The 24965-nt window shown below is 62.0% G+C and carries 26 protein-coding genes; 12 read left to right on the plus strand and 14 right to left on the minus strand.

Features of this window, described 5'->3' with window-relative positions:
* Positions 1-15: 15 nt before the first annotated feature.
* The 4 genes from N4J17_RS05085 to rph form a co-directional block, all read right to left on the minus strand.
* The gene (locus N4J17_RS05085; RefSeq protein ID WP_198323107.1) at positions 16-477 is read right to left on the minus strand and encodes a F0F1 ATP synthase subunit epsilon; all 462 of its coding nucleotides are present in this window, start codon (positions 475-477) and stop codon (positions 16-18) included.
* Positions 474-1199, minus strand: a complete 726-nt coding sequence (locus N4J17_RS05090; protein ID WP_198323108.1) for a cytidylate kinase-like family protein — start codon at positions 1197-1199, stop codon at positions 474-476. The genes N4J17_RS05085 and N4J17_RS05090 overlap by 4 nt, the downstream gene beginning before the upstream one ends.
* 123 nt (positions 1200-1322) lie before the next feature.
* Positions 1323-1928 (minus strand): RdgB/HAM1 family non-canonical purine NTP pyrophosphatase, encoded by a 606-nt coding sequence (gene rdgB / locus N4J17_RS05095; protein WP_198323109.1) that lies wholly within the window; start codon positions 1926-1928, stop codon positions 1323-1325.
* A 7-nt stretch (positions 1929-1935) separates the two neighbouring features.
* Entirely contained in the window at positions 1936-2667 is a 732-nt protein-coding gene (rph, locus tag N4J17_RS05100; protein ID WP_198323110.1) for a ribonuclease PH, read from the minus strand.
* A 73-nt stretch (positions 2668-2740) separates the two neighbouring features.
* On the opposite strand from rph, the gene N4J17_RS05105 reads away from it, so the two are divergent.
* Both N4J17_RS05105 and N4J17_RS05110 read left to right on the plus strand, forming a co-directional pair.
* Positions 2741-5101, plus strand: a complete 2361-nt coding sequence (locus N4J17_RS05105; RefSeq protein WP_198323111.1) for a penicillin acylase family protein — start codon at positions 2741-2743, stop codon at positions 5099-5101.
* An 81-nt stretch (positions 5102-5182) separates the two neighbouring features.
* Positions 5183-6052 (plus strand): YicC/YloC family endoribonuclease, encoded by an 870-nt coding sequence (locus tag N4J17_RS05110; protein WP_198323112.1) that lies wholly within the window; start codon positions 5183-5185, stop codon positions 6050-6052.
* A 39-nt stretch (positions 6053-6091) separates the two neighbouring features.
* Here the strand turns inward: N4J17_RS05110 and N4J17_RS05115 are convergent, their stop codons facing one another.
* Positions 6092-7087: a helix-turn-helix domain-containing protein gene (locus N4J17_RS05115; RefSeq protein WP_198323113.1), complete on the minus strand. Its 996-nt coding sequence runs from the start codon at positions 7085-7087 to the stop codon at positions 6092-6094.
* A 294-nt stretch (positions 7088-7381) separates the two neighbouring features.
* On the opposite strand from N4J17_RS05115, the gene N4J17_RS05120 reads away from it, so the two are divergent.
* Positions 7382-8476 (plus strand): site-specific integrase, encoded by a 1095-nt coding sequence (locus N4J17_RS05120; protein WP_232470490.1) that lies wholly within the window; start codon positions 7382-7384, stop codon positions 8474-8476.
* A gap of 21 nt (positions 8477-8497) precedes the next feature.
* On the opposite strand, the gene gyrB is transcribed toward N4J17_RS05120, so the two are convergent.
* From gyrB to dnaA, 4 genes are all read right to left on the minus strand, one after another.
* Entirely contained in the window at positions 8498-10912 is a 2415-nt protein-coding gene (gene gyrB, locus N4J17_RS05125) for a DNA topoisomerase (ATP-hydrolyzing) subunit B (protein WP_198323114.1), read from the minus strand.
* Between the two features lie 139 nt (positions 10913-11051).
* Positions 11052-12131: a DNA replication/repair protein RecF gene (gene recF, locus N4J17_RS05130; RefSeq protein ID WP_198323115.1), complete on the minus strand. Its 1080-nt coding sequence runs from the start codon at positions 12129-12131 to the stop codon at positions 11052-11054.
* Positions 12132-12183: 52 nt separating this feature from the next.
* The gene (gene dnaN, locus N4J17_RS05135; protein ID WP_198323116.1) at positions 12184-13284 is read right to left on the minus strand and encodes a DNA polymerase III subunit beta; all 1101 of its coding nucleotides are present in this window, start codon (positions 13282-13284) and stop codon (positions 12184-12186) included.
* Positions 13285-13316: 32 nt separating this feature from the next.
* Positions 13317-14645: a chromosomal replication initiator protein DnaA gene (dnaA, locus tag N4J17_RS05140; RefSeq protein ID WP_198323117.1), complete on the minus strand. Its 1329-nt coding sequence runs from the start codon at positions 14643-14645 to the stop codon at positions 13317-13319.
* A gap of 160 nt (positions 14646-14805) precedes the next feature.
* Here dnaA and rpmH point away from each other — a divergent pair, with 160 nt between their 5' ends.
* The 9 genes from rpmH (at position 14806) to N4J17_RS05185 (ending at position 20500) form a co-directional block, all read left to right on the plus strand.
* The gene (rpmH, locus tag N4J17_RS05145) at positions 14806-14940 is read left to right on the plus strand and encodes a 50S ribosomal protein L34 (RefSeq protein ID WP_169601783.1); all 135 of its coding nucleotides are present in this window, start codon (positions 14806-14808) and stop codon (positions 14938-14940) included.
* On the plus strand, positions 14940-15326 hold the full coding sequence (gene rnpA / locus N4J17_RS05150; protein WP_198323118.1) for a ribonuclease P protein component: 387 nt from the start codon (positions 14940-14942) through the stop codon (positions 15324-15326). Before rpmH ends, rnpA begins: the two co-directional genes overlap by 1 nt.
* Positions 15302-15529: a membrane protein insertion efficiency factor YidD gene (gene yidD, locus N4J17_RS05155; protein ID WP_198323119.1), complete on the plus strand. Its 228-nt coding sequence runs from the start codon at positions 15302-15304 to the stop codon at positions 15527-15529. The genes rnpA and yidD overlap by 25 nt, the downstream gene beginning before the upstream one ends.
* A complete protein-coding gene (yidC, locus tag N4J17_RS05160; protein WP_198323120.1) occupies positions 15529-17172 on the plus strand; it encodes a membrane protein insertase YidC in 1644 nt (547 codons plus the stop codon). Before yidD ends, yidC begins: the two co-directional genes overlap by 1 nt.
* Before the next feature lie 13 nt (positions 17173-17185).
* A complete protein-coding gene (mnmE, locus tag N4J17_RS05165) occupies positions 17186-18532 on the plus strand; it encodes a tRNA uridine-5-carboxymethylaminomethyl(34) synthesis GTPase MnmE (RefSeq protein WP_198323121.1) in 1347 nt (448 codons plus the stop codon).
* Between the two features lie 242 nt (positions 18533-18774).
* Entirely contained in the window at positions 18775-19104 is a 330-nt protein-coding gene (locus N4J17_RS05170; protein WP_198323122.1) for an Arm DNA-binding domain-containing protein, read from the plus strand.
* A 60-nt stretch (positions 19105-19164) separates the two neighbouring features.
* The gene (locus tag N4J17_RS05175) at positions 19165-19509 is read left to right on the plus strand and encodes a phage integrase central domain-containing protein (RefSeq protein ID WP_198323123.1); all 345 of its coding nucleotides are present in this window, start codon (positions 19165-19167) and stop codon (positions 19507-19509) included.
* 23 nt (positions 19510-19532) lie between these two features.
* Entirely contained in the window at positions 19533-20096 is a 564-nt protein-coding gene (locus N4J17_RS05180; protein ID WP_277458416.1) for a tyrosine-type recombinase/integrase, read from the plus strand.
* 53 nt (positions 20097-20149) lie between these two features.
* Positions 20150-20500: a hypothetical protein gene (locus tag N4J17_RS05185; protein WP_232470491.1), complete on the plus strand. Its 351-nt coding sequence runs from the start codon at positions 20150-20152 to the stop codon at positions 20498-20500.
* Between the two features lie 382 nt (positions 20501-20882).
* Here the strand turns inward: N4J17_RS05185 and N4J17_RS05190 are convergent, their stop codons facing one another.
* From N4J17_RS05190 to N4J17_RS05205, 5 genes are all read right to left on the minus strand, one after another.
* On the minus strand, positions 20883-21749 hold the full coding sequence (locus N4J17_RS05190) for an IS3 family transposase (protein WP_198323127.1): 867 nt from the start codon (positions 21747-21749) through the stop codon (positions 20883-20885).
* A 33-nt stretch (positions 21750-21782) separates the two neighbouring features.
* Positions 21783-22283, minus strand: coding sequence for a transposase (locus tag N4J17_RS05195; RefSeq protein ID WP_277458415.1), 501 nt, complete (start codon positions 22281-22283; stop codon positions 21783-21785).
* 3 nt (positions 22284-22286) lie between these two features.
* Positions 22287-23159, minus strand: coding sequence for an IS110 family transposase (locus N4J17_RS05200; protein WP_232470493.1), 873 nt, complete (start codon positions 23157-23159; stop codon positions 22287-22289).
* A 46-nt stretch (positions 23160-23205) separates the two neighbouring features.
* Positions 23206-23664 (minus strand): transposase, encoded by a 459-nt coding sequence (locus tag N4J17_RS16575; protein ID WP_198323128.1) that lies wholly within the window; start codon positions 23662-23664, stop codon positions 23206-23208.
* A 150-nt stretch (positions 23665-23814) separates the two neighbouring features.
* Positions 23815-24771: a LysR family transcriptional regulator gene (locus N4J17_RS05205; RefSeq protein WP_198323129.1), complete on the minus strand. Its 957-nt coding sequence runs from the start codon at positions 24769-24771 to the stop codon at positions 23815-23817.
* Between the last annotated feature and the right edge of the window lie 194 nt (positions 24772-24965).

Genomic DNA, 24965 nt, shown 5'->3' on the forward strand with positions numbered 1-24965 from the left:
CTTGTCACCGCAGGATCAGAGCCTGGACCGGCCTGACTTTTGTGCGCTCAGCCTCTCCAGCAGGCGCAACTGCGCCAGGGCCTTGAGCAATTCCACATAGGCGCGGTCGCGCTCGCTGGGAATCCGGTTCTCGCGGAGCATGCGCTCGGCGCTGCGCTTGGCCGCCAGGGCCGCGTCCCGGTCGATCTCATGGGAACGGAGCACCTGGTCGGCCAGGATGCTGACCTCCCAGTGCTGCACCTCCATGTAGCCCCCCGAGAGATAGAAGTACTGGTCTTCGCCCGCCTCGGTCCTGAGCCTTATCTCGCCGGGCCGGAGCCGGGTCAGGAACGGCGTATGGCGGGGCAGGACGCCGACCTCGCCGTCCGCCGCCGGAGCGATCACCCGGCTGCAGCGCCCGGAAAATATCTCCCGGCAGACATCGACGATCTCGACCTGAAGCAGACGGGGGGCGGCCTGTCCCTCCGCAGGGTTCATGGAGCTGCCCGCTGCTGGAGGTCGAAGATTTCGAAGCCGAACTGCTGCACCGCGAGGAGTATGACCGGCATGGCGTGGGCGGGCGGCAAATGGTCGGTGTTGAGCACGAGATCGAAATTGATGGCACGTTCCAGGGAGCAGTCGTCGTAGAGGTCACTGAACAGCGTCTGCACCGATTTGTGCCGCTTGTTGTTGGTCTCGAACACCAGGCGCTCGGCTTCGGCCTGAGCGATGCCCAGCTCGGCCGCAATGCGTTCTCCGCAAACCGGGCGCGACCCGACCACGCGCAGACGGAATACCTTGCGACCCGCCAGGATCAGGTGGGCACCGCGCCCGACGATGATGCAGTCGCTCTTCGCCAGCTCGGTCACCACGTCGATCAAAGCACGGCGGTAGTCGTGACGGGTGGCCGCCGTGCCGAACGCGAGGTTATAGAGCAGGTCGCTGATGCGCTCGGCGCTGTCCTCATCATGATGCTCGAGGTGGATTTTGTCGATCCGGGTCTTCTGCGCCACCCGGTCGAGAATCTCTTTGTCGTAGATCGGCAGGTCGAGAAAGCGGGCCAGCTCCGCGGCCAGCGCTTCGCCGCCGGCGCCGAAATCACGGGACAGGGTGATGACCAGAGGCTCGGCGCGCTTGCGGGGCTGGCGCCGGTGGTGTTCGGCCTTGAAATCCTTGGCCAGAATCGATTCGAGAAATTTGAGCGTATCGGAACTGGTCATATGCACCTTCTGCCTTCGCGGGAACCGGGGCTCCGGAACGCCCGGCTCATGGTTCGAATTGTGCTGACTTTTCCCCAAACTGTCGATGCACAGTTGGATGACAGGCCGTAACAACTCGCCGGATCAGTTGCTTAGCAGGTCCCGCAGCCGGTCGGCGAGGATGGATGCAGCCTGGCCCCGATGACTCAGGCGGTTTTTGTCCGCCGGCGAAAGTTCTGCGGCCGAAAGGCCGGTTTCCGGCACGATGAACACGGGGTCGTAACCGAAGCCACCGCCACCCCGGCGGGTCTGGCCGATCCGGCCTTCCCAGCATCCCTCGGCGATAATGGGATCGGCGTCGTCCGCATCGCGGACCAGGGCCATGACACAGCGGAAGCGCGCACCGCGGCGTCCGGGCTCGATGCCGTCCAAGGCCGCCAATAGTTTGTCGATGTTTTCGTCGTCGGAGGCCGACGGCCCTGCGTAGCGCGCCGAATAGACACCGGGGGCGCCGCCCAACGCATTTACCTCAAGCCCCGAATCGTCGGCGATGGCGGGCAATCCGCTGTGTCTGGCCGCGTGGTACGCCTTGATCAGCGCATTTTCGACGAAGCTGGCGCCGGTTTCCTCGACCTCCGGAATCCCCAATGCCCCCTGGGGGACGATCTCGAAGCCCAGCATCGAAATCAGCGCCTGGAGTTCCCGCATCTTGCCCGCGTTATTACTGGCGAGGACCAGTTTGCGCCGCATGAGCGGCCTAGCTTTTAATGCCACAGCTTTCCAACGCCTCCTGCTGGTGCAGCAGAAGATCGGCGATACCGGCCTCGGCGAGACGCAGCATGGCGTCCAGTTCGTCGCGGCGGAACGCGTGGCCCTCGGCCGTACCCTGGATTTCGATGAAAGCGCCGGCATCGTTCATGACCACGTTCATGTCGGTTTCGGCGTCGCAGTCCTCGGCGTAGTCCAGGTCGAGGACGGGGACCCCCTGGCAGATGCCGACCGAGACCGACGCGATCTGGCCGTGCACTGGATTGGTCTTGATCTTGCGGTTCTTCAGCAGCCGCTGCACGGCCAGTACCAGAGCGACGTAGCCGCCGGTGATCGATGCGGTACGGGTGCCGCCGTCGGCCTGGATGACGTCGCAGTCGAGGGTGACGGTACGCTCGCCCAGGGCCTCCAGGTTCAGCGCGGCGCGCAGGGAACGGCCGATCAAGCGCTGGATCTCCATGGTCCGCCCGCCCTGTCTGCCACGGGCGGCCTCGCGGCCGGTACGTTCGTGGGTGGCACGGGGCAGCATACCGTATTCGGCAGTGATCCAGCCGCTGCCCTTGCCCTTGAGGAAAGGCGGAACCCGTTCCTCCACGCTGGCGGTGCAGATGACGCGGGTATCGCCGAATTCGACGAGCACCGAGCCTTCGGCATGCTTGGTGTAGTGGCAGGTGAAGGCGATGTGACGGAGTTGATCGGGACGGCGTCCGCTGGGTCTCATATGGGCTTGCTTATCCGATGAAAAGCGCGTCAGTATACTCGAATTACCACAGCGGCGCCGAAGCACTTTCGCCATGAAATTCAAGCATATCCTGTACCTCGCGGGCTTCGGGATCCTGGCCCTCGCGACCTATGCCGGCACCCGCCTGGAAAAAGCCGCGGCCTCGCTCCCGGCCGCCGGCGGTGAGAGCGTACTGCCCGGGCTCACCCGGCCCGCCACCGTCGAATTCGATCGGCTCGGCATCCCCCGGGTGACGGCGGCGAACCGGGAAGATGCCATGCGCGTGCTCGGTTACCTCCACGCGCGCGACCGGTTGTTCCAGATGGACCTGATGCGGCGCAAAGGTGCGGGCCGGCTGGCCGAAATCTTCGGAGAACAGGCCCGGGCGCACGACCGCGCGCAGCGGATCTACGCCTTCGGACGCGCCGCCGCGGCCATCGTCGCCGCTCTTCCGGAATCTCAGCGGCGGGCGCTCGACGCCTATGTCGCGGGCGTCAATGCCCGCATGGCCGAGCAGACCGTGCTGCCGCCGGAGATGCTGGTCCTCGGCTATACCCCGGAACCGTGGGGGGCGGATGACAGTCTGCTGGTCGGGCTCAACATGTTCCAGACCCTCAACGGTCATCCCGACGAAGAGCGCATGCTCAGTGTAATGGCCGAAACCTTGCCGCCGGAAGTCCTCGCTTTCCTGACGCCGGACGTCGATGCCTACACCACGGTCCTCGCCGGCGGGAACGGCTCGCGGCGCCCCGAACGGCCGGTACCCGCGGCTGCGCTGGCGGAACTCCTCAGCGAAACCCGGCATCTCACCCTGGGCGCCGCGGTCGATGCCGACCCCCTCCCCGCCGGCTCCAACAACTGGGCGGTCGCCGGCACCCGGACCCGGGACGGGAGGGCGATCGTCGCCAACGATATGCATCTGAACCTGGGTGTACCCAACATCTGGTACCGGGCCGAACTGCGCTACGGCGAAGCCGTGATGAGCGGCGTGACCTTGCCCGGCCTGCCGCTGCTGGTGGCCGGTAGCAACGGCCGGATCGCCTGGGGCTTCACCAACGTCGACGCGGATGTGCTCGATCTGGTGAAGCTGGAAATGCATGCCTTTGAACCGGACCGCTACCGCACGCCCGAAGGCTGGGCGACACTGGACACGCGCACCGAAACCTTGCGTGTGAAAGACGGCGCGGACGAGACCCTGGTACTTAAATCCAGCCGCTGGGGACCGGTCATGGCCGAACCACTGCTGGGCGTGCCGGTGGCGCTGCGCTGGACCGCCCTCGAGGTCCAGGGGGTCGATCTCGGCTTGCTGGACATGGACGGTGCCGGCGATCTGGATTCGGCCATGGCAGTCATGAACCGTGCCGGCAGCCCGCCGCAGAACGTGGTGCTGGCCGACCGGGCAGGTCACATCGCCTGGACTCTCACCGGACGGTTTCCGCTGCGGCGCGGCTTCGACGGTTCGGTGAGCCGGCGCTGGAGCGACGGCGCCGCCTGGGATGGATTCGTTCCGCCCGAACGGCTGCCGCGGGTGGTCGATCCCGCACAGGGATACCTCGCCACGGCCAACAACCGCACGCTCGGCCGCGATTATCCCTATGTCATCGGCCACAACTATTCCAACAGTTACCGCGCCTATCGTATCGGCGAAAGACTGAAGCAGGCACAGGCACTGACCGAAACCGAGTTGTTCGGCTTACAGCTCGATACCCGCAGTGAGTTCTTCGAGTTCTACCGCGACCTGGTCCTGGCGTTGACGGCGAATGCCGACGACCCGGCCCTCATCGAAGCCCACCGGGCGGCGAAGGCGTGGGATGGACGGATGGAGGCCGACAGCCGTGGCATCGCGCTGCTGGTACGCTACCGGCGCAATCTCGCCCGCACGATATTCTCCCGCCTGCTGGCCCGTTGCAATCAGGCCGACCCCGGATTCGTCTATGCCTGGCGCGAAGCGGAGACACCACTGCGCGCGCTGATTTCTTCCCGCCTGCCGGGCACGGTTCCGGACCGCAGTGGCTCTTGGGACGCTTTTCTGCGCGGTGTCCTGGAACAAAGCGTGGACGAACTGAAAAACGAATTCGGTGCCGCCGCACTTCAAGACCTGGCCTGGGGCCGTGTCAACCGGGTGGCGGTCCGGCATCCGTTCAGCAAGAACCTGCCGCTCGCATCGGCACTGCTGGACATGCCAGCGGTAGACGGCGCCGGCTGCGGCGGCCATTGCATCCGGGTGCTGACGCCCCATCAGGGGGCCAGCGAACGGCTAGTGGTATCGCCCGGTCATCATGACGACGGCGTACTGCACATGCCGGCCGGGCAGTCCGGCCATCCGCTTTCACCGCACTACCGCGATCAGCAGGATGCCTGGGCCAGCGGCCGGCCCTTGCCGTTCGAACCGGGCCCGGCCGTGGAGACACTGCGGCTGCGGCCGGCGCCCTGACGCCTCGTCGGCGGGGGTTTTACGCGATCCTCCGCAGGGCATAGTATGCGGAGCCTGGGACAGGGGTTTAGGGAGAACATCATGATCCGCAGCATGACGGCTTTCGGGACCGCGCAAGGGACGGTGGGCAACTGGCGGGTGAGCTGGGACCTGCGTGCCGTCAATCATCGCTATCTCGATCTCGGCCTGCGCCTGCCGGACCCCTTGCGCGGTCTGGAGCTGGCGGTGCGCAACAGGATAGGCGAGTCGTTCAAACGGGGGCGCGTGGACTGCACCCTGACGTGGAAACCCTTGGCGCCAGAAACCGGCCCGACACGTATCGACATGGCGCTGGTACGCGACCTGCTCGATGCGCTGCACCATATCGAAGCACTGGAGGACCGCAGCTGGGCCGGCTTCAGCGCCATCGAACTGCTGCGCTGGCCGGGCGTCATGCAGGAAACCGAACCGGACCTCGCCACGCTCGAACCCGGGATTCTCGCCGTGCTCGACCGGGCACTGGCCGAGGCGCTGGCGTTCCGTGAGCGCGAGGGTGCCCAGATCGCGGCATTGCTGGACCTGCGCTGTACCGACATCCTGAGTGCGGTCGGCACAGTAAGGGAACGCCTGCCGGCGGTTCTCGCGGGACTCAGGGACAAGCTGAGGGCGCGCCTGGCTGAAGTGACCACCGAACCCGATGTCTCCCGCCTCGAACAGGAACTGGTCTACTTCGCGCAGAAGATGGATGTCACCGAGGAGTTGGACCGGCTGACTGCCCACACCACGGAAGTGCGGCACATTCTTACCCAATGGGAGCCCGCAGGGCGCAGGCTGGATTTCCTGATCCAGGAAATGAACCGCGAAGCCAATACCCTGGCGTCGAAGTCGGCCGACCTGGAGACCACCCGCGCCGCCGTAGACATCAAGGTGCTGATCGAGCAGATGCGCGAACAGGTCCAGAACGTGGAGTGACCGCCCTCCGCCGCTCTCCCGAGGGCAGGCCGGAGACAATCACCGCCTCGTGCCGCCCCGCTCCGGCCGGTCCGCACGGAATGCCCGGGGAGTATCGCCGAAGCGCCGCCGGAACAGCCGGTTGAAATAGGTGAAATCGCTGAACCCCGTGGCGAATGCGATCTCGCCGATGCGCAGACCGTCACATTCCGGGTCTTCGAGCATGCGTTTCGCCCGCTCCAGCCGCAGGCGGTTGACCATTTCGGTGAAACTTTCTCCGCTCTCCGCCATCAGGCGGTGCAGATAGCTTTCGGAAATCCCCAGCGCGGCCGCGACCGATTTCACGGAAAGACCCTCATCGCGGTAGTGCTGCTCCAGATATCTCAGCAATGCCATGCGCCGTGCGGCGCGCAATCCCCCCATCTCCACCCGGTGATCCAGCTCACGCCCGGGCTCCAGCGCCAGAGCGATGAGGTCCAGCACGTGCTCGCCGGCGAGTCTGCGCAGATCGGGTGACTGCAAGTCCATATCGTTTCCTGCCACGAGGTTCAGATACTGCATCAGGAGATGCATTGGCTCACCGCCGGGGCAGATTTCGGCCAGATGGCGTTCAGCCCTCGGAACACGCCGCAGCAGACCCTTCCTCGGCAAATGCAGGGAATAGCACTGGTAATGGGCGTTCCTCGGCTTCTGCGGGGTGGAAAGCGCATAGGGCTGGCCGCTGGCCAAAAGCATTCCAGCCGCACAAGGCATTTCGGCACGGCATTTGCCCTGAGCCGCCCGGACGCCACCCGACAGACTGACGTGAAATCCGAAGTCGTCCGATTCCTCCTGACGGACCCGACGGAGGGTGCGGCGGCACTCAAGCCCGTTCAGCTCGCTGCGGATAACCCCTACCGTACCGAGACTCACGAACCGGCAGCGGGCGAAAAAGGGGCGGGAATCCGAATGCACGATGTCCAGTCCCCACAGCTTGGAACAGAACATTTCCCGCCAAACTTCGAAACGATCGCGTTCGGCGATGGTATCGGAATCGAACGTCAGCTCATTGGTCATGGCTGAAACCTCCGTAAGTGGACGACGCCTGCAGCTCCCTTTCAGCACCGTCGAGCGTCAAAGCGGGCTGAAAATCACGACGGACTCGGCCGGAAGATGCCTGCTTTTCGCAAGAATGGCCGAATTTCGGGCATATCCCAGCCTCAAAGTAAAGAATTGTCCTATTCGGAATACGTTATTGTCCAAGAATGAAAACGGATGATTTGCTACGGTGTGGAAAAAGGATGTCAAGGGCAAGGTTTCTGTCGCCGCGCCTCCTGCCATCTGCGACAGGCACCCTTGATGCCACCGTCCATGCCCAGCAAAAAATCGCCCGCAACGATGAACATCGAAAAGCATGACCTGCCAGCGGTCGATAAGGTAGAACGCAAGGCCGTCCAGCGGTACGGACATCAGCGCCGGCGGCGCGGCACCCCTACGATGTTCCCCATCATCCGGGAATACATCCGCGACCAACACGGCAAAGTCCGGTTCGAACGGCTGCGGCAGGCGGAAAACCATCTGCTGCGATTCATCGAGATCGCCGGCGATAGGCCGCTTTCGGAATACCGTAGTGCCGACGTCTCCGCATTCGCGAAGGAATTGTCAGAAAGACGGCGTCTCTCCGCTTCCACCGTCAATGGCCACCTGAGTTCCCTCTCCGCCCTGTTCAACTGGGCGATAGACCAGGAACACCATGCGCTTACGGAGAATCCTTGCAGTGGCTGCAAGCTGCCGACGGGCACCGTGGTGGCGGAGCAGCGCCAACAGCCGGCGGACAAACCGCTCACCCTCGAACAATTGCGGGCTTTTTTCGAAGGCGAAGAAACCGCCGCCGGTTTCGATACGCCCCATAAATACTGGGTTCCTCTGATTCAGCTGCACACCGGCGCACGCATCGGGGAAATCTGCCAGCTCCAACCGCCGGACATCGTACTTATCGGCGACCGGATTCCAGCTTTCCGGTTCGTGGCGTCGACCGCCCGAGGAAAGTCCGAACGCCGTGTGCCGGTGCACCCCAAACTGATCGAGCTGGGTTTTTTGGCTTACGTCGCCGGGCTCGTCGGCCTCGCCACCCTGTGGCCCGGTTTGATCATCCCGCGACTGGGCAGCAAAGGACAGAATGTGGGGATGTGGCTGAGTAGACATCTCGAAAGACACGGCCTGAAGCGGAGCGGCCGGCGGACCGAGGCTTTCCGTTCGACATTTCAGCACCACCTGAGACTGGCCGGCGTTCCGGAAACCCATATCAATGCCCTGCTCGGACACATGGAACGCAAGAGCGCCAGCACGACAAAAAAGCCTCTGTGGCTGACCCAGCCAGAGGACTTGCTGAACTCTCTCGCCAAGCTGGACTACGGCATCAATTTCAGCCCCTACGCCGGCCCCGCTTCCGCCCGGCTCAAGTGAGCGGGGCGAAGCGCCCCCGCCTCACACGTCCAAATTCGCCACTTGCAGCGCGTTGCGCTCGATGAAATCGCGCCGCGGCTCCACCTGATCCCCCATTAAAGTGGTGAACACCTCGTCCGCCGCAATGGCGTCCTCGATGCGGACTTGCAGCAGGCGGCGGGTGTTGGCATCCAGCGTCGTTTCCCAAAGCTGTTCCGGATTCATCTCCCCCAATCCCTTGTAGCGCTGGATGTGCTGCCCTTTCTTGGCCTCGGTCAGCATCCAGTCGAACGACTCCTTGAATGAGCGCACCGGCCGGCGTTCGTTGTCGAAGCAAATTGCACTGGTATCGCCGAACAAGCCCGCGACACTCCGGCCGAAAGCGCTCAAGACCGCATAGTCGTTGCCGCTGAAGAACCCCGCTCCGACCTCGAAGCTCCGCTCGACCCCGTGCAGGCGGCGGGCCACCTGCACGCTGAAGTCTCCGGGAGCATCCCCGGCCCGCACCGCGATGACGTAGCGCGCCGGTCCTTCTGCATTCAGGACCCGTTCGACTTCCGCGAACCAGTCACGGCAGCGGGCCATGTCACCGAGCTCCGCAGCGGACAAAGGAGGAACCACCGTCAGAGCCTCGAGGAAGGCTTCGTCGTAGCGGTGGGCAAGCCGGCCTATCAGCTTTCTGACGTGCAGGTACTCATGCGCCAGCTTCTCCAGTCCTTGCCCCTGGATGGGCGGGGCTTGATCGTCCACGACCAGTCGTGCCTTGTCTATGGCGAGCTGCAGCAGGTATTCGTTGAGTTCAGTATCGTCTTTGACATAGTGTTCCTGGCGGCCCTTTTTGACTTTGTAAAGCGGCGGCTGTGCAATGTACACGTGGCCGCGGTCGACCAGCTCCGGCATTTGGCGGTAGAAAAAAGTCAGGAGAAGGGTGCGTATGTGCGAACCATCGACGTCGGCATCCGTCATGATGATGATGCGGTGATAGCGCAGTTTGTCTGGGTTGTATTCGTCCCGGCCGATGCCGCACCCCAAGGCCGTGATGAGGGTTCCGACCTCTTCCGACGACAGCATCTTGTCGAACCGCGCCCGTTCGACGTTCAGGATTTTGCCTTTGAGCGGAAGGATGGCCTGACTGCGCCGATCCCGTCCCTGTTTGGCTGAACCTCCGGCAGAATCGCCCTCGACGATGAACAGCTCGGAAAGTGCCGGATCCTTCTCCTGGCAGTCCGCCAGCTTGCCGGGCAGTCCCGCGATATCCAGCGCCGACTTGCGGCGCGTCATTTCCCTAGCCTTCCGGGCGGCTTCCCGGGCGCGGGCCGCGTCGACAACCTTGTTGGCAATGGTGCGGGCAATCGATGGGTTCTCCAGCAGAAAATCGTTCAGTTTCTCTGCCAAGACCGATTCGACCACGGATTTCACTTCCGATGAAACCAGCTTTTCCTTGGTCTGGGAGGAGAACTTGGGGTCGGGCACCTTTACCGACAAGACCGCGGTCAGTCCTTCCCGGGCATCGTCGCCCACCGTGGCGACTTTCTGCTTCTTCAGCAGCCCCTGTTCTTCGATGTACTGGTTCACGGTGCGGGTGAGGGCGGCGCGGAAACCGGCCAGATGAGTCCCGCCGTCGCGTTGGGGGATATTGTTGGTATAACAGAAGACGTTTTCCTGATAAGAATCGTTCCACTGCATGGCGATCTCGACGCCGATGCCATCTCTTTCGGCCTGAAGATGGAATACCTTGTCGAACAGCGGCGTCTTGTTCTTGTTCAGGTGCTCGACGAAGGCCCGGATCCCGCCCTCGAACTCGAACACCTCGCTCTTTCCACTACGCTTGTCCTCCAGTTCGATCCGCACCCCGGAATTGAGAAAGGACAGCTCTCGCAAGCGCTTGGCAAGAGTCTCGTAGTGGAATTCGATGTTGGAAAAGATCTTGGGGCTGGGTTTGAACCGCACCGTCGTACCCGTCGTATCGGCCTGGCCCACCTCGGCCAGGGGAGCCAGAGGCTCCCCGTCCCGATACTCCTGGCGGTAACGTTTACCACCCCGGCAAATCTCCAGCCAGAGCCTTTCGGACAAGGCGTTGACCACGGAAACACCCACGCCGTGCAACCCGCCCGACACCTTGTACGCATTGTCGTCGAACTTGCCCCCGGCATGGAGCACCGTCATGATCACTTCGGCTGCAGAACGCCCCTCTTCGGGATGGATATCGACGGGAATGCCGCGCCCATCATCGGAAACCGTGACTGACTCGTCCTCGTGGATCGTCACGCAGATACGTTTGCAATAGCCGGCCATGGCTTCGTCGATCGAGTTGTCCACGACCTCGAAGACCATGTGATGCAGCCCCGTGCCGTCGTCGGTGTCGCCGATGTACATACCCGGGCGCTTACGCACCGCATCGAGCCCTTTGAGAATCTTGATATGAGAACTGTCGTATTCGTTAGGCTTGGTAGTCATTCGATCGAGTCATTTAACGTGAAAGTCGCTCAACCTTGCTCACCCTTTCGGGGAGAGCAGGGTGAGAGGGAAACGATCATGGCGAGCAGTCGCATTCTTTTTAAGAGATGAAAGCAGGCGACCGTGGTCGTTTGGTTTCTCATGCGTCAGCGCGGATACGGCCTTGTTCCACGTGGAACACTCTGCTGGCCGGGCCGGCCGCGGCCGCCGCTCTTTGAGCGTCAGCGGAAAAAGTAATAAAGGATTGTATGCCGATCGATTTCACCAGACTCAGCAGCCGCTCCTGGTTGCGGCCATCCAGCTCCGAAGCGATGTCATCGACCAGAAGACAGACCCGCCCCGGCTGATCCGCTTCCAGCCGGCCAGCCTGCGCCAGCAAAAGCGCGTAGGTCAGGAGCTTCAGCTGCCCACGCGACAAATAATCCTTCGCGGGGCGGCCGCCGACCAGTACCGTGAAATCACCTTTGTGCGGACCGCATTCTGTGTAACCCTGGCGCCGGTCGGCAGCCAAGGACGCCGCGAGCGCATCGGCATAAGACCATCCAGTCCGCCAGCCCGGTCGAACGACCAATTCGGCATCTGTCCGTCCGAGCAATGCGGACACCATCTCCTCGACCTGCGTCCGAATCCGCTCGACGTAGGCCAACCGCATTTCTGCGATCATTGTACCCCATCGCGCCAGCTCGCCCGACCATGCCTCCAGACTCGAACAAGATACATCGCCCCTAAGCACCGCATTGCGTTGGTCGAGTGCCCGCGAAAAGCGCCGCAGCAGGTCGAGATAGTCCTGTTCCACGTGGAACACGCCCCAATCGAGCATCTGCCTCCGCCATCGAGGCGGACCTTCGAGCAGCGCGACGCTGGCGGGCTGAATCAAGACTGCAGGAAAAAGGCGGATCAACTGCGCACTGGAATCACAGCTCCGCCCCCCCACACGGATTTCCTTCTCGCTCCGCCCGAGGCGAATGCCCACGACGACCCCCGCCCCGGGTTGTCCGATCCGGCCGGAAACAGTAAGACATGGCTGGCCGAATCGGATGACGCGGGCGGCCTGCGGGGAACGAAACGATTTACCCCTGCTGACAAGATAAATCGCTTCTAGCAACGAAGTCTTGCCGCTGCCATTGGCTCCGAACAGCAGATTGAGCCCGTCGCCGGGACTCAGGCTGGCGGATTCGATATTGCGGACATCGGCAATGTCGAGCTTCAACAGTGCCATGCTGTCCCGGCGCTTTCGCCTCCGTTGCTCTGAGAGTCCGGATATGCCGGCATCAAAGGCGCATCGGCATCACGATGAAGCGATGCCGGGCATCTGCCAAATCTTCTATCAGGCAACTGCCATTGGCGTCGGTAAAGGACATGCGAACCGAATCCGAATCCACCGCGTTGATCGCATCGAGCAGATAGGAGGCATTGAAACCCACCGAGAATGTCTCACCCGAGACCTCGGCCGGCACCTCATCTTCCGCCTCTTCATGCTCTGGATTCTGCGCCCTGAGCCGGATGAGCCCATTGCCGATTTCCAGACTGACCCCTTTGAATTTCTCATTGGAAAGCACGGCGACCCGCGTCAATGCGTTACGCAGATCGTAGCGGCCGATCACGGCGACCCGGGAAGCCGCCTTCGGAATCACGCGCTCATAATCCGGATAACGTCCTTCGACCAGCTTCGCGGCGAAGCTGAAGGAGCCGAAGACAACCCTGACGTTATTCGCCGATATCCGCACGCCTGCCGGCTCCTCGACGTGAGCCAGCAGGCGCCCCAGCTCGAGAACGCCCTTGCGGGGCAGGATAATCTGTCTGGCGACATCCGGCATCCCCTCCACGCTTTCCTCGAACAGCGCCAGCCGATGGCCATCGGACGCCACCGTTCGAATCCGCCCCTGCCGGATTTCCAAAAGCAGACCGTTCAGATAATAGCGCACGTCCTGTTGCGCCATAGCAAAAGCGGTCTTCTCGATGGCGCGCCGCAGCAACGGCGCTTCGCAATCGAACGCCACCTCCAAATCGCCGTGTTCGAAGCTGGGATAGTTCTCCGCCGGCAGCGCCCCCAAAACGAATCGGCTCTTGCCGCATTGCAGCGATACCCGCTCCGGCTTCACCTCGAATGCCAGTTCACCGCCTTCCGGCAGGAGCCTGCAGATGTCCATCAGCTTGCGCGCCGGCACGGTGAAACGTCCGGACTCTGCGCCTTCGATGCGGGTATTTGCAATGAGCTGAACCTCCAGGTCGGTTCCAGTGAGCTCAACCCCCCCGTCATTCACTTCGATCAGGACGTTCAACAGAATCGGCAGCGTCTGGCGCCGCTCGATGACACCGATGACCTGCTGCAGCGGCAACAATAAATCTTCCCGCAAGATACGGAACTTCATGGCTCGAGCCCTTGGCGAAAGAAAACGGCGTGTCAGTTGGAAAGGATGCGCAGAAGATTGGAAAAGTCTTCCATGAATCGGGCGTCGCTCTCCTTGAGCTCCTGCACTTTCCGGCAGGCGTGCAGTACGGTGGTATGATCCCGCCCCCCGAACATCTGGCCTATTTCCGGCAGGCTATGACTGGTCAGCTCCTTAGACAACGCCATGGCTATCTGGCGTGGCCGGGTGAGGGATCGCGTGCGCTTGTTCGACAACAGATCGGCCTGACGAATCTTGAAATACTCCGCTACGGTCTTCTGGATGTTTTCCACATTGATCATACGGTCCTGCAGCGCGATCAGATCGCGCAAAGCCTCCTTGGCGAATTCCAAGGTGATCGGTCGGCCGGTGAACTGCGCGTTGGCGATGACCCGCCGCAGCGCGCCCTCCAATTCGCGGATGTTGGAGCGGATGCGCTTGCCGATGAAAAACGCCACCTCCGGTGAAAGTTCGATGCCGGACTGCTGAGCCTTGCTCATGAGGATAGCGACCCGCGTTTCCAGATCGGGCGGCTCGATGGCCACCGGCAATCCCCAACCGAACCGCGATTTGAGGCGCTCTTCCAATCCCTTGATCTCTTTGGGATAGCGATCACAGGTGAGGACCACCTGATGCTTGTTCTCCAGCAGCGTGTTGAAGGTATGGAAAAACTCTTCCTGCGAGCGCTCCTTACCAGCGAAAAACTGGATATCGTCGATCAGCAGGGCATCGACGGTGCGGTAAAACTCCTTGAAGGCGTTGATGGCGTTATGCTGCAGCGCCTTGACCATATCGGAAACAAACCGCTCGGAATGCAGGTAGACAATGTTGGCCGCCGGATTTCCGCGAAGAATTTCATTGCCGATGGCGTGCATCAGATGAGTCTTTCCCAGACCGACGCCGCCATAAATGAACAGCGGATTGTAGGCACGCCCCACGTTCTGAGCGACCTGCAGCGACGCCGCTTTCGCCAGCTGATTCGACTTGCCTTCGACGAAATTGCCGAAGATAAAGGCACTGTTCAGGTTGTTCGGCACTTGTTTGCGCGCCGGCCCCGCCTTGCGGGGAGGGGCCGCCGGCCTCGCCTGGGCCGCCTCGGCGGTGCGTGAACCGATCTCCAATACCACACTGGGAACGGAGTCGCGGTTCTGTTCCGACACGACCTCCTCGATCTTCCCGATGAAGTGCTGCTTCACCCAGTCGAGAACGAACCGGTTCGGCGCCAAAAGGCGCAACTCCCCTCCGTCCTCCACAGCTTGTAAGGGCCTGATCCAGGTGTTGAACTGTTGAGGAGGAAGTTCGCCTTCAAGCTTGCTGATACAATGACTCCAGAGCACGCTCATCGGGGATGTCCTTGGAAACTGGTAGGGGCGGGCTGACCCGGAAGGGGAGTCTATTCTACCGGAAAACGAACCCGCGCCCAGATTCTTGACGGAGCATGGACCACGCCTTATAGTTGCCCTCTTTTTATTTTTGCCGCCCCGACCTCGAGCAGGACAGATCATGAAAAGAACTTATCAACCGAGCAAGATCAAGCGTGTGCGCACCCACGGCTTCCGCGCCCGCATGAAGACCCGCGGCGGCCGCGCCGTCCTCAGTGCCCGGCGCGCAAAAGGGCGCAAAAAGCTTTCGGTCTGATGGAACGGCCCGTTCCCGGCCATGGGTACGGGTTTCCCAAATCCCGCCGCTTGACCAGCGCCGTAGAGTTCCGTTTCGTATTCGAAGATGCCTGCCGCTCCTCGGATCCATGGCTCACGGTGCTGGCTCGCCCCAACAACCGGGCCCATGCACGTTTAGGCCTCGCCCTCTCCCGCAAGCAGATTCGAAAAGCGGTCGATCGTAACCGGATCAAGCGGCTGGTTCGCGAATCGTTCCGTCTTCGCCAGGCAGAGCTCGGTGCCGTTGATTATGTCGTCATGGCCCGCTCCCCGGCAACCGCCGCGAGCTCCGCCATCCTGCTACGCGCCCTGGAAAAACACTGGCTCAGACTGACCCGACGATGCAGCGCATCCTCATCGCCCTGATCAGGCTTTACCAATACCTGCTCAGCCCCTGGCTCGGCCACCATTGCCGGTTCTTCCCCACCTGCTCGAATTATGCCATAGACGCCATCGAGCGCTTTGGCGCGATACGCGGGGCATACCTTACAATAAGGCGGCTCATGAGGTGCCACCCCTGGCATCATGGCGGCATCGATCCGGTCCCGGAAAAACTTGGAAAACAATAATGGATAACCTACGGTTTGTGCTCTTTGTCTTTTTCGTATTCCTGAGCTTCCTGCTATGGGAACAGTGGCAGATCGACTATGGCCCGAAGCCCCCGGCCATGGCCCAGAGCGACAGCGCTACCCCCCGCCCGGCGGGGGATCTGCCGCAACGGCCGAATGACGAGGAGACCGTCGCTTCGGTGCGCAGCGACGCGCCGACACAGGAAGCCAGCCAGCGTATTCGGGTCCTCACCGACGTCCTCAGCCTCGAAATCGACACCCGCGGCGGCGACCTGCGCCAGCTCGATCTGCTGAACTACCCCGTCAGCAAGGACCAGCCGAACCACCCCGTGCGGCTGTTTACCGACCAGGGCGATATCTTCATCGCCCAGAGCGGCTTCATCGGCGCCGCCCAACAGGCGCCCACCCATCACAGCATGTGGCGCGCGGAAGCCACCGAATACCGCCTGCAAGAGGGCCAGGACGTGCTGCGCGTACCCCTCACCTGGACCAATGGCCAGGGCGTGACGGTGACCAAGACTTACATCCTCCGGCGCGGCAGCTATCTGATCGACATGGAGCAAACGATCGACAACCGCTCAGACTCGAACTGGACGGGCCGCCAATACATACAGCTCCAGCGCAAGGAGCCGACCAGCACGCAGGAAGACTCTCAATTCATCCGCACCTATACCGGTGGCGTCCTGCATACGGCGGACAAAAGCTACGAGAAGATCGCCTTCAAGGACATGGCGACCAGCAACCTGGACGTGAAATCCCGCCAAGGCTGGATCGCGATGATCCAGCATTATTTCCTCGCCGCCTGGGTTCCACCCGGCGAAGACGAATCGACCTTCTACACCAAGGCCCTCGCCGACCGCGTGTTCGTGATCGGCGCCTACTCGCCCCAGGCCGAGGTCCCGGCAGGAAGCAGCCAGACGCTCAGAGCCCGGCTGTTCGCCGGTCCCAAGCTGCAGCACGTGCTGGAAAGCATCGCGCCCGGCCTCGAACTGACCGCGGACTTCGGCATCCTGACCGTCATCGCCAAGCCCATCTATTGGTTGCTAGAGACATTCCACGGCTATTTCAACAACTGGGGCTGGGCCATCATCTTCGTAACCCTGGTCATCAAGGCGTTGTTCTTCAAACTTTCCGAAGCCAGCTACCGGTCCATGGCCAACATGCGGAAGCTGCAACCCAAACTGGCGGAGCTGAAGGAACGCTACGGCGAGGACCGCCAACGCTACAACCAGGCAATGATGGAGCTATACCGCAAAGAGAAGGTCAACCCGCTCGGCGGCTGCCTCCCGATCCTGGTTCAGATCCCGGTATTCATTTCGCTATACTGGGTACTGGTCGAAAGCGTGGATCTGCGCCAGGCGCCATTCATGCTCTGGCTGGACGACCTTTCGTCCAAAGACCCTTACTTCGTCCTGCCGCTGATCATGGGCGTCTCCATGTTCATTCAGCAACGGCTGAACCCGCCACCGACTGACCCGATCCAGGCGCGGGTGATGCAGTTCTTTCCGCTGATCTTCACAGTGTTCTTCCTGTTTTTCCCCTCGGGGCTGGTCCTGTACTGGGTAGTCAACAACATTCTGTCGATCGTCCAGCAGTGGTACATCACCCGCCAGATCGAGAAGACCGCTGCCGCCAGGACCTGAGCCACGGCCGGCGATGACGGCTCCCGAGCGTGACACCATTGCCGCGATCGCCACGCCGCCCGGCAAGGGCGGCGTCGGCATCGTCCGCATCTCCGGTAGCGATCTGGGACCTATCCTCGGCGCCCTGCTCGGCCGCCCGCCGCGTCCCCGCCACGCCGAATTCCGCCGTTTCCGGGATGCCGCCGGCCGCACCATCGACAGGGGCATCGTATTGTATTTTCCCGCGCCCAGCTCGTTCACCGGCGAAAACGTCCTCGAACTGCACGGCCACGGCGGCCCAGTGGTCCTGGACATTCTGCTGCGGCGCGCGCTAGAGCTGGGATGCCGGCTCGCCCGCCCAGGGGAGTTTTCTGAACGCGCCTACCTGAACGGAAAGCTGGACCTCGCGCAGGCCGAGGCCATCGCCGACCTGATCGACAGCAGCACGGAGGAAGCCGCCCGCTCTGCCCAGCGCTCGCTCCAGGGCGAATTTTCCGCTCACATCCATCACCTGCAGGAACGCCTCGTCCGCCTCCGCACCCACGTCGAAGCGACCATTGACTTCAGCGGCGAAGACATCGACCTGCTGGAAAACGCCGCGCTCGGCCATGAGATCGGCGGACTGCTGGATGAACTCGACACCATCGACACCAAGGCGCACCAAGGTGCACTGCTGCGCGAGGGGTTCACTGCAGTAATCGCAGGACGTCCCAATGCCGGCAAATCCAGTTTGCTCAATGCACTGTCCGGCCGCGACCTGGCGATCGTGACCGAGATTCCCGGTACCACCCGCGACCTCCTCCGCGAGTCGCTACAGCTTGGCGGCCTCCCCCTGCATGTCGTCGACACCGCCGGGCTCCGCGACAGCGAGGACCCGATCGAACGCGAAGGTATCCGGCGCGCCCGGGATGCACTCGCCAACGCCGACTGCATCCTGCTGGTCAGCGACGCCCGCCACGCCGAAGCCAGCGACGCACTGCTGGCGGACCTGCCGGAAACCATCCCGCTCATCCGGATCTTCAACAAGATCGACCTGACGGGAGTGCCGGCATCCCTGACGATAGACCGGGAGACCACCGTGGTCCATCTTTCCGCCCGCACCGGCGAAGGTATCGACCTGCTGAGGCAGGAGATCATCCGTCGCGCGGGTTATGAGAAAGGCACCGAAGGGGTATTCAGCGCCCGCCGACGGCATCTGGACGCTATCCAAAGAGCCCGCGCCGCTTTGGCCAACGCCCACCTGTACCTGCACACCAAAACTGCCGAACTCCTGGCCGAAGAACTCCACACCGCCCAAAAAGCGCTGGGCGAAATCACCGGTGAATTCACCAATGAGGACTTGCTGAGCCGGATATTTTCGAGTTTCTGTATCGGCAAGTAGCAACTATTCCGCAGGCGTCCGAAGAACGCCAATAGCTAATTGAAATAATTGAACTTCATTGATCGCGTGTTCCGAAGAAGTCTTGCATTTTCCATCGGAATCCGCTCAAATTGTTCCCATATTTGTTCCCATTATCGGCCAATATGTTCCCACTCTTGGGGATATTTGTTCCCACACATGCTGCCATAAATTCCAAATGAATGGATGGCGGGGGAGCATATGGAATAAAGGAGTTTAGAATCATGGCCTTGACGGATACCCGGCTGCGCAACTTCAAGCCGGGCGAGAAGCCATACTGCGAATCGGACGGGGGTGGGCTGTATATCGAAGTCCTGCCGACCGGCAAAAGGCGATGGGGCCTCAAGTATCGTGCACAAAGCAGGAAGCAGGAGACCGTTCGGCTCGGCGACTACCCAGCTTATACCTTGGCCGAGGCGCGGGTGTGGCGGGACGATGGCAAGGCGCTGGTCGAGCGCGGTCTTTCCCCCATGGCGATCAAGCGCGGCGATCCGATTCCGCCGGATGTTCCGCCCCTCGTCAAGGAAATGACGGAAACCTTCATCGGCAGATGATGCCTGAAAACGCGGGAAATCGCCAAAGCAAGGGATGAAGCGGCGCGGGAAGCCGATACCGTGGGGTCTTTCGCCCGGCGCTGGTATGCCGAGATTGCGGAACCTGCGAACCGCAACCCCCGCAACATCCAGCGCATCCTGGAGAAAGACGTGATTCCGGCCATCGGAGCGAAATTGCTGGCCGAGGTGACGCCCGACGACATTCTCATGGTCACCGACCGGATCAAGCATCGCGGAGCCGACCAGATGGCGCTGCAAACCCGCAACGTGCTCAAACGCCTGTTCGCCTCCGCCATCGCCCGGCAAAAGACCCAGTTCAATCCGGCCGCCGCCATCGAAGCGAAGCTCATCGCCCAGGCGAGGAGCCGGGATGTGGCCTTGAGCGCGGATGAAATCGCAAACTGATGCGGGCCATCTACCGATCCAGCATGAGGCGGGCGCACAAGTTGGCGCTGCATCTGCTGATTCTCTGCATGGTGCGGAAATCCGAACTGATCGAAGCCCGCTGGGATGAAATCGACTTTACGCGCGCCGAGTGGGCCATCCCTGGAAGCCGCATGAAGAAGGACAAGCCGCACCTGGTGCCTCTCTCTCGCCAGGCGCTGGCGATGTTCGAAGAATTGCGCGATCTGGCAAGCGGTTCGGAATGGGTCTTCCCCAGCCGCGGCGATTTGAAACGGCCGATTGCGAAGAGCACGCTGAACGTCGCGGTGCGGGCCTGGGAAATCGACGTGCGCGACTTCGTCATCCACGACTTCCGGCGCACGGCATCCACGCACCTCCACGAGCAAGGCTTCCATTCGGACTGGATCGAAAAGGCGCTCGCCCACGAGCAAAAGGGGGTGCGGGGCGTCTACAACCGTGCGGAGTATCTCGCCCAGCGGCGCCAGATGTTGCAATGGTGGGCCGACTTCGTAGATGCCCAAATCGAGGAAGGGCGCGGCAAGGTCATCATCGGGCCTTTCGGCAAAGCTTACCGGTCGGGGACGTGACAGACCAGTCGCTGGCTCACCCCATGAGCCCGCAACCGGCAGACAATGCGTCCATGCTAGACTGGATCGCCTTTCTTCTCGTGCTGGCCTTGATCGCCATCAAGCCCTGGGTGCTCGCGATCGTCGTGCCCTTGGCATTGTTGTTCTGGTGGCACTTGCGCATTTCCCCGCCGCCCGCTGAAAAATCCCCCGAGCCGGAGACACGCACTGCCGACGGCCGCTTTGCGCTGCTCAACAAAGACTGGGTGGGCGAAGTGGTGAACGCCATCGACGACCCGGAAATTCCCGAAATCATCCGCCGCCACGGCGCGCGCTTTCGCAACCCGGCGCGCTATGTGATCGTATGGCGGCGATGGAGAGCTGTTGGATTTGTGTCATCTCAAGTGAAGACAAGGCCATCATGAACACTTCGCGCATTCCCTGGCGCCCCTTTCTTCGCCACCGCTTCCGCGCCCATGCGCAAGGCTGGCTGTGCCTCGCCGTCGGGACTCACTGGCTACTATGCCGATCTCTACGCCCACGAGCCGTTGTGGGCCGTGCTGCCGGCCTCCTTCATCGCTGCCTTCTTCGTCGTCTCGGTCATGGTCGCCGGGGGCGCTGTCTTACGCTTTCCGTGGTGGTTTTTGGCGCCTATGACCCTCGTTTCAATGGCCTGCGAAGGGGCTTTGCGAGGCTTTGGCAGCGGCCGTAGCGGCGTGTGCGCCAGCCCGCCGAGCGTGTCTTGAGCAATCCTTTCGCGCTGTGGCAGGGCTGGAGTGATCTGGCAAGAGTTTTCCGGACACAAGGTCAGGCAGCTTTTCGGTGCAGTGTGTCGAACTCGGCAGGAGTTCGATAACCGAGTGTCGAATGCTTGCGCTGCCGGTTATAAAACACTTCGATGTACTCGAAGATCTCTTGCTTGGCTTGCTCCCGGGTCTCGAAACGGCGCTGATGGATCAGCTCCGTTTGGAGGGTAGGGAAGAAGCTCTCGGCCGGTGCGTTGTCCCAGCAGTTGCCCTTGCGGCTCATGCTGCAGACGTAGCCCTGGTCCTTCAGCAGCGCATGGAAGCGGCCTGAGGCGTACTGGCTGCCGCGATCCGAATGCACCAGCAGGCCCTTGCCGGGCCGGCGGCGCCAGCGGGCCATCTGCAGGGCATCTAGACCTAAATCCGCCGTCATCCAGGCCGACAGGGCCCAGCCCACCACCTGGCGCGAGAACCGGTCCAGAAACACCGCCAGGTAGAGCCAGCCTTCGCCGGTGGCCCCATAGGTGATGTCGCCCACATCGGCCCGATCCGGCTCGGCCACCTGAAACTGCCGATTCAGATGGTTGGGCGCCACCGGCAGGCTGGGGTTCGCGTTCGTGGTCGCCCGAAACCGCCGGCGGGTCTTGCAGCGCAGCCCCTGCTGGCGCATCAGGCGGCCGATCCGGGCACGACTGACCCGCTGCCCCTGCGGGTCCAACGCGTCCTGGATCCGCCGCGTTCCGTAGGTTTGGCGACTGTCCTCGAAGGCCTGCTTGATCTTGCCCGAAAGCTGGCGATCGGCGTGCTTACGGGCACTCTCGGGCCGGCTGAGCCATTCGTAGAAACCGCTCCGGGAGACCCCGAATACCCGACACATGCAATTCACCGAAAAGACGTCTTGGTGCTCTTGGATAAAGGCGTACTTCACGTGGCATTTTTCGCGAAGTACGCCGCCGCCTTCCTAAGAAACTCCGGCGGCGGGCTCAGGGGCGGCACCGGGTTCGAGGTGGTAGCCGAGCTCCTTGGCCCGCCGGGTGAGACTTTTCAGGACCCGTTCCCGATAGCGTTCCTCGTAGTGGTCCGCGCCTGGATCCTGGTAGTCCATGCCGTGGCGCAATGCGTTGTAGAACAGCACCGCCAGCTTGCGGGCGGTGGCTGTAACCGCCTTGGCCTTGCCGATCCGCGCCGCCAGGCGGCGGTAGAAGGCACCCAGGGCGGTCTGGGTCTTGCCCACGTTCACGGCGGCCAGCCGAAGCAGGGCGCTGGCGCGGTTCTTCGAGCGCCGGGTATGGGCGGAGAGCAGTTTGCCGCCGGAGACCTTGTTGCCTGGCGCGAGGCACAGCCAGGAGGCGAAGTGCTGGGCGGTCGGCCATCGTGATAGATCGGTGCCGCACTCGCTGACCATCTTCAAGGCCAGATACGGACCGAAGCCGTGAATCCGGGTCAGGTCGGTGCCGATCACAGCCTACAGGGCCTTTCGCACATCGAAGGCGGGCTCGTTGACCTGGCGGGTCCGGTGCCGCGCAGGAGCTGGCGTCCCGTCCGGCGGTGGATCGGCCCGAAGGCGGGAGAGCAGTGCCTCGATCTCGCGGTCACACGCAACGACATGTCCCTGGTAGGCATCGTACAGTGCTACCGCTTGCCCGAGGGCGAACAGGTGCTCAGGGCGGTAGTGCCCGCGTAGGGCCTGCTCGATGGTCTCGGCGGAAGCCTTACAGCGGAGGTCGCGGTAGCTCGCCAGCACGGCAGGATCCCGGGTCCCTGCCAGGATCGCCCGGATGATCCGCATTCCGGTCACGCCGGTGATATCCGACACCACGTGCTGCAATTGCAGGTTCATCTGCGTCAACGCCTTCTGCATGTGCTGAATGTGGGCCGCCGCGTAGTCCAGAAGCCGCTCCCGCTGGCGCAGGTAGGCCCGTAAGGCCGCGATATTGGCCGGGGGATGGAAGCTGGCCCGCAGCAGCCCGTAGGCATGCAACTGCTGGAGCCACGGGGCATCGTTTACATCCGTCTTGCGGCCGTGCACGTGCTTGACATCCCGCGCGTTGACCACGAACACCTCCAGGCCTCGCGACTCCAACACCTCAAACAGCGGGATCCAGTACACGCCGGTGGATTCCATGGCCACGGTCTCGATGCCGCAGGCCACCAGCCAGTCAGCCAACCGGTGGAGGTCGCCGGTGAAGCTCTGGAAGCTGCGCACCGGCTCGGAGTCGCGCTGTGGGGACACCGCTGCCACGTGGAATTGGGAACCCACGTCGATGCCGGCGGCATCCGGGTTGATCGTCATCAGTCGTTCGGGAAAACGCCGCGCTTTCGGTTTTGATTTGTCCATGACCTTGCCCTCGGAAAGATGGGCCGGGGCGGGGACGGCGGAACTATCACCTTCCTAACCGGGATCTCCCGAGGGCGTCACCACACGCAAATCCGCCACAGTCCCTGGGCCATGTTTTTTTAACGGGGCCGAAACCACCAAAAAGCGGACGGCCGCTGCTCCCGGCGATGCCCACAGTGTACGCCGGAGCAGAGTTTCTGGCCCTACAAAAGGGGGAGCCGACGCGCCCTCGTGGAAAGTTTTTTAGGATGTCGCGCTCCTCCTTCCAAATCGACACCTCCCGACGCAGCCGCTTCAATTCCTCGTAAAGATGCTCCGAATTCACCGTCTCCTGATTCGGCTGAGGCTTCCCGTGATACTGCCGAACCCAGCCGTACAAGGTATCCTTGCTGACCCCCAACTCCCGGGCGGTCTGCGCCAGCGGGCGCTTCGACTCCACCGCCAACTTCACCGCCGATTCCTTGAACTCCGCGGTGTAACTCTTCGCTTGCTTTCTCTCACTCATCTCAACACACAACCTCGATCTCTCTATGATCTCATTTCAGGTTGTGTGTCCGGGATAGTCTAGCCAGGTCAAAGAGACTTCTGTTTCACAAATCAACGCAACGGCGCGGCTTTGCGCCATTCCACAAGCTTCTGCATCGAGCCGCCCGCATCAATATTCCATCGCATCGATCGCCACCGCCTTCCCTGTGCCAAGGATTGCATTGAACGGCGCGACGAACCGCTGAGCCTCGCTCCGCACGAACTCTTCGAACGCCGTGGCCGTCGCCGACAAGCGCTTGCCCGCCCGGTGCACGATGTACCACTGCCGCATGATCGGAAATGCCTCCACATCCAGCACCACCACCCGGCGATCGGCGAGTTCGCGCTCGACGGTATGTATCGAAACCAGTCCCAGCCCCAGGCCGACTTCCACTCCCTGCTTGATGGCACCGTTGGTGTTCATTTCCATACTGGCGACAACCCGCACCCCTCGTTCGGCCAAGAACCGCTCGACCGCATTCCGGGTGCCCGATCCCTGTTCGCGCATCAGAAACGTCTCGTTACGCAAATCCTCCAGACGTATGCCTTTTTCGCCGACGCGCGGATGATCTGCCGGCGCAATGATGACCAAGGGGTTGTCCATGAAAGCTTCGGCCACGAGGTCCATGTCGTCCGGTGGACGCCCCATCAGCACCGTATCCACTTCATTGTCTTCAAGCATCCGTAGCAACCCCTTACGGTTGGTCACCTTGAAGTTCACCCGCACCTTCGGATAGCGCTTGCAGAAGTCTGCCAATAGGCGGATGGCGAAATAATGCACCGTGCTCGCCACCGCGACGACCAGCCGCCCTCCCTCCATCCCCTTCAACTCCTCGATGAGCTGCTCGGCTTCGTCGAGCTGCAGCGAAATCTGCCGACTCAACCGATACAGCTCCTCACCGGCACGGGTGAGGAAGATCTTTTTTCCCAACCGCTCGAACAGCGGCAGCCCTATGCTTTCCTCGAACTGCTTGATCTGCATCGAAACGGCGGGCTGCGTCAGATAAAGCTCTTCCGCTGCGCGCGTGAAACTCAGTCGCCGCGCAACCCTCTCGAAGACCTTCAACTGCCGGAGAGTGATGTTCATGGATAACGTTTATTTATTATCTTGTTAAAATTGATTGATTTTCCCTTATCCTGAATTGCCCATAAATTAAGCGGCCCTGCATCGCGCCGGCCGTTTCAGTGCGGCATGCCATAGGCTGCCGCACCGGTTCATTAAGGCGTGACAAGATGGAATTTACTGAGGGATAATACATTGTTTCAGAATTTTCCACTCAT

The organism is Methylococcus capsulatus, from assembly GCF_036864975.1.
In the GTDB taxonomy this organism is placed as follows: Bacteria; Pseudomonadota; Gammaproteobacteria; order Methylococcales; family Methylococcaceae; genus Methylococcus.

Excerpts from the sequence above, each read along its gene's own strand:
- N4J17_RS05120 (WP_232470490.1), top strand. The coding sequence starts at position 7,382 with ATGCCCAGCAAAAAATCGCCCGCAACGATGAACATCGAAAAGCATGAC.
- gyrB (WP_198323114.1), bottom strand. The coding sequence starts at position 10,912 with ATGACTACCAAGCCTAACGAATACGACAGTTCTCATATCAAGATTCTC.
- yidC (WP_198323120.1), top strand. The coding sequence starts at position 15,529 with ATGGATAACCTACGGTTTGTGCTCTTTGTCTTTTTCGTATTCCTGAGC.
- N4J17_RS05170 (WP_198323122.1), top strand. The coding sequence starts at position 18,775 with ATGGCCTTGACGGATACCCGGCTGCGCAACTTCAAGCCGGGCGAGAAG.
- dnaA (WP_198323117.1), bottom strand. The coding sequence starts at position 14,645 with ATGAGCGTGCTCTGGAGTCATTGTATCAGCAAGCTTGAAGGCGAACTT.
- N4J17_RS05110 (WP_198323112.1), top strand. The coding sequence starts at position 5,183 with ATGATCCGCAGCATGACGGCTTTCGGGACCGCGCAAGGGACGGTGGGC.
- mnmE (WP_198323121.1), top strand. The coding sequence starts at position 17,186 with ATGACGGCTCCCGAGCGTGACACCATTGCCGCGATCGCCACGCCGCCC.
- N4J17_RS05085 (WP_198323107.1), bottom strand. The coding sequence starts at position 477 with ATGAACCCTGCGGAGGGACAGGCCGCCCCCCGTCTGCTTCAGGTCGAG.
- N4J17_RS05205 (WP_198323129.1), bottom strand. The coding sequence starts at position 24,771 with ATGAACATCACTCTCCGGCAGTTGAAGGTCTTCGAGAGGGTTGCGCGG.
- rph (WP_198323110.1), bottom strand. The coding sequence starts at position 2,667 with ATGAGACCCAGCGGACGCCGTCCCGATCAACTCCGTCACATCGCCTTC.
- yidD (WP_198323119.1), top strand. The coding sequence starts at position 15,302 with ATGCAGCGCATCCTCATCGCCCTGATCAGGCTTTACCAATACCTGCTC.
- N4J17_RS05185 (WP_232470491.1), top strand. The coding sequence starts at position 20,150 with ATGCTAGACTGGATCGCCTTTCTTCTCGTGCTGGCCTTGATCGCCATC.
- N4J17_RS16575 (WP_198323128.1), bottom strand. The coding sequence starts at position 23,664 with ATGAGTGAGAGAAAGCAAGCGAAGAGTTACACCGCGGAGTTCAAGGAA.
- recF (WP_198323115.1), bottom strand. The coding sequence starts at position 12,131 with ATGGCACTGTTGAAGCTCGACATTGCCGATGTCCGCAATATCGAATCC.
- N4J17_RS05180 (WP_277458416.1), top strand. The coding sequence starts at position 19,533 with ATGAGGCGGGCGCACAAGTTGGCGCTGCATCTGCTGATTCTCTGCATG.
- rdgB (WP_198323109.1), bottom strand. The coding sequence starts at position 1,928 with ATGCGGCGCAAACTGGTCCTCGCCAGTAATAACGCGGGCAAGATGCGG.
- N4J17_RS05115 (WP_198323113.1), bottom strand. The coding sequence starts at position 7,087 with ATGACCAATGAGCTGACGTTCGATTCCGATACCATCGCCGAACGCGAT.
- N4J17_RS05105 (WP_198323111.1), top strand. The coding sequence starts at position 2,741 with ATGAAATTCAAGCATATCCTGTACCTCGCGGGCTTCGGGATCCTGGCC.
- dnaN (WP_198323116.1), bottom strand. The coding sequence starts at position 13,284 with ATGAAGTTCCGTATCTTGCGGGAAGATTTATTGTTGCCGCTGCAGCAG.
- rpmH (WP_169601783.1), top strand. The coding sequence starts at position 14,806 with ATGAAAAGAACTTATCAACCGAGCAAGATCAAGCGTGTGCGCACCCAC.
- N4J17_RS05090 (WP_198323108.1), bottom strand. The coding sequence starts at position 1,199 with ATGACCAGTTCCGATACGCTCAAATTTCTCGAATCGATTCTGGCCAAG.
- N4J17_RS05200 (WP_232470493.1), bottom strand. The coding sequence starts at position 23,159 with ATGGACAAATCAAAACCGAAAGCGCGGCGTTTTCCCGAACGACTGATG.
- rnpA (WP_198323118.1), top strand. The coding sequence starts at position 14,940 with ATGGAACGGCCCGTTCCCGGCCATGGGTACGGGTTTCCCAAATCCCGC.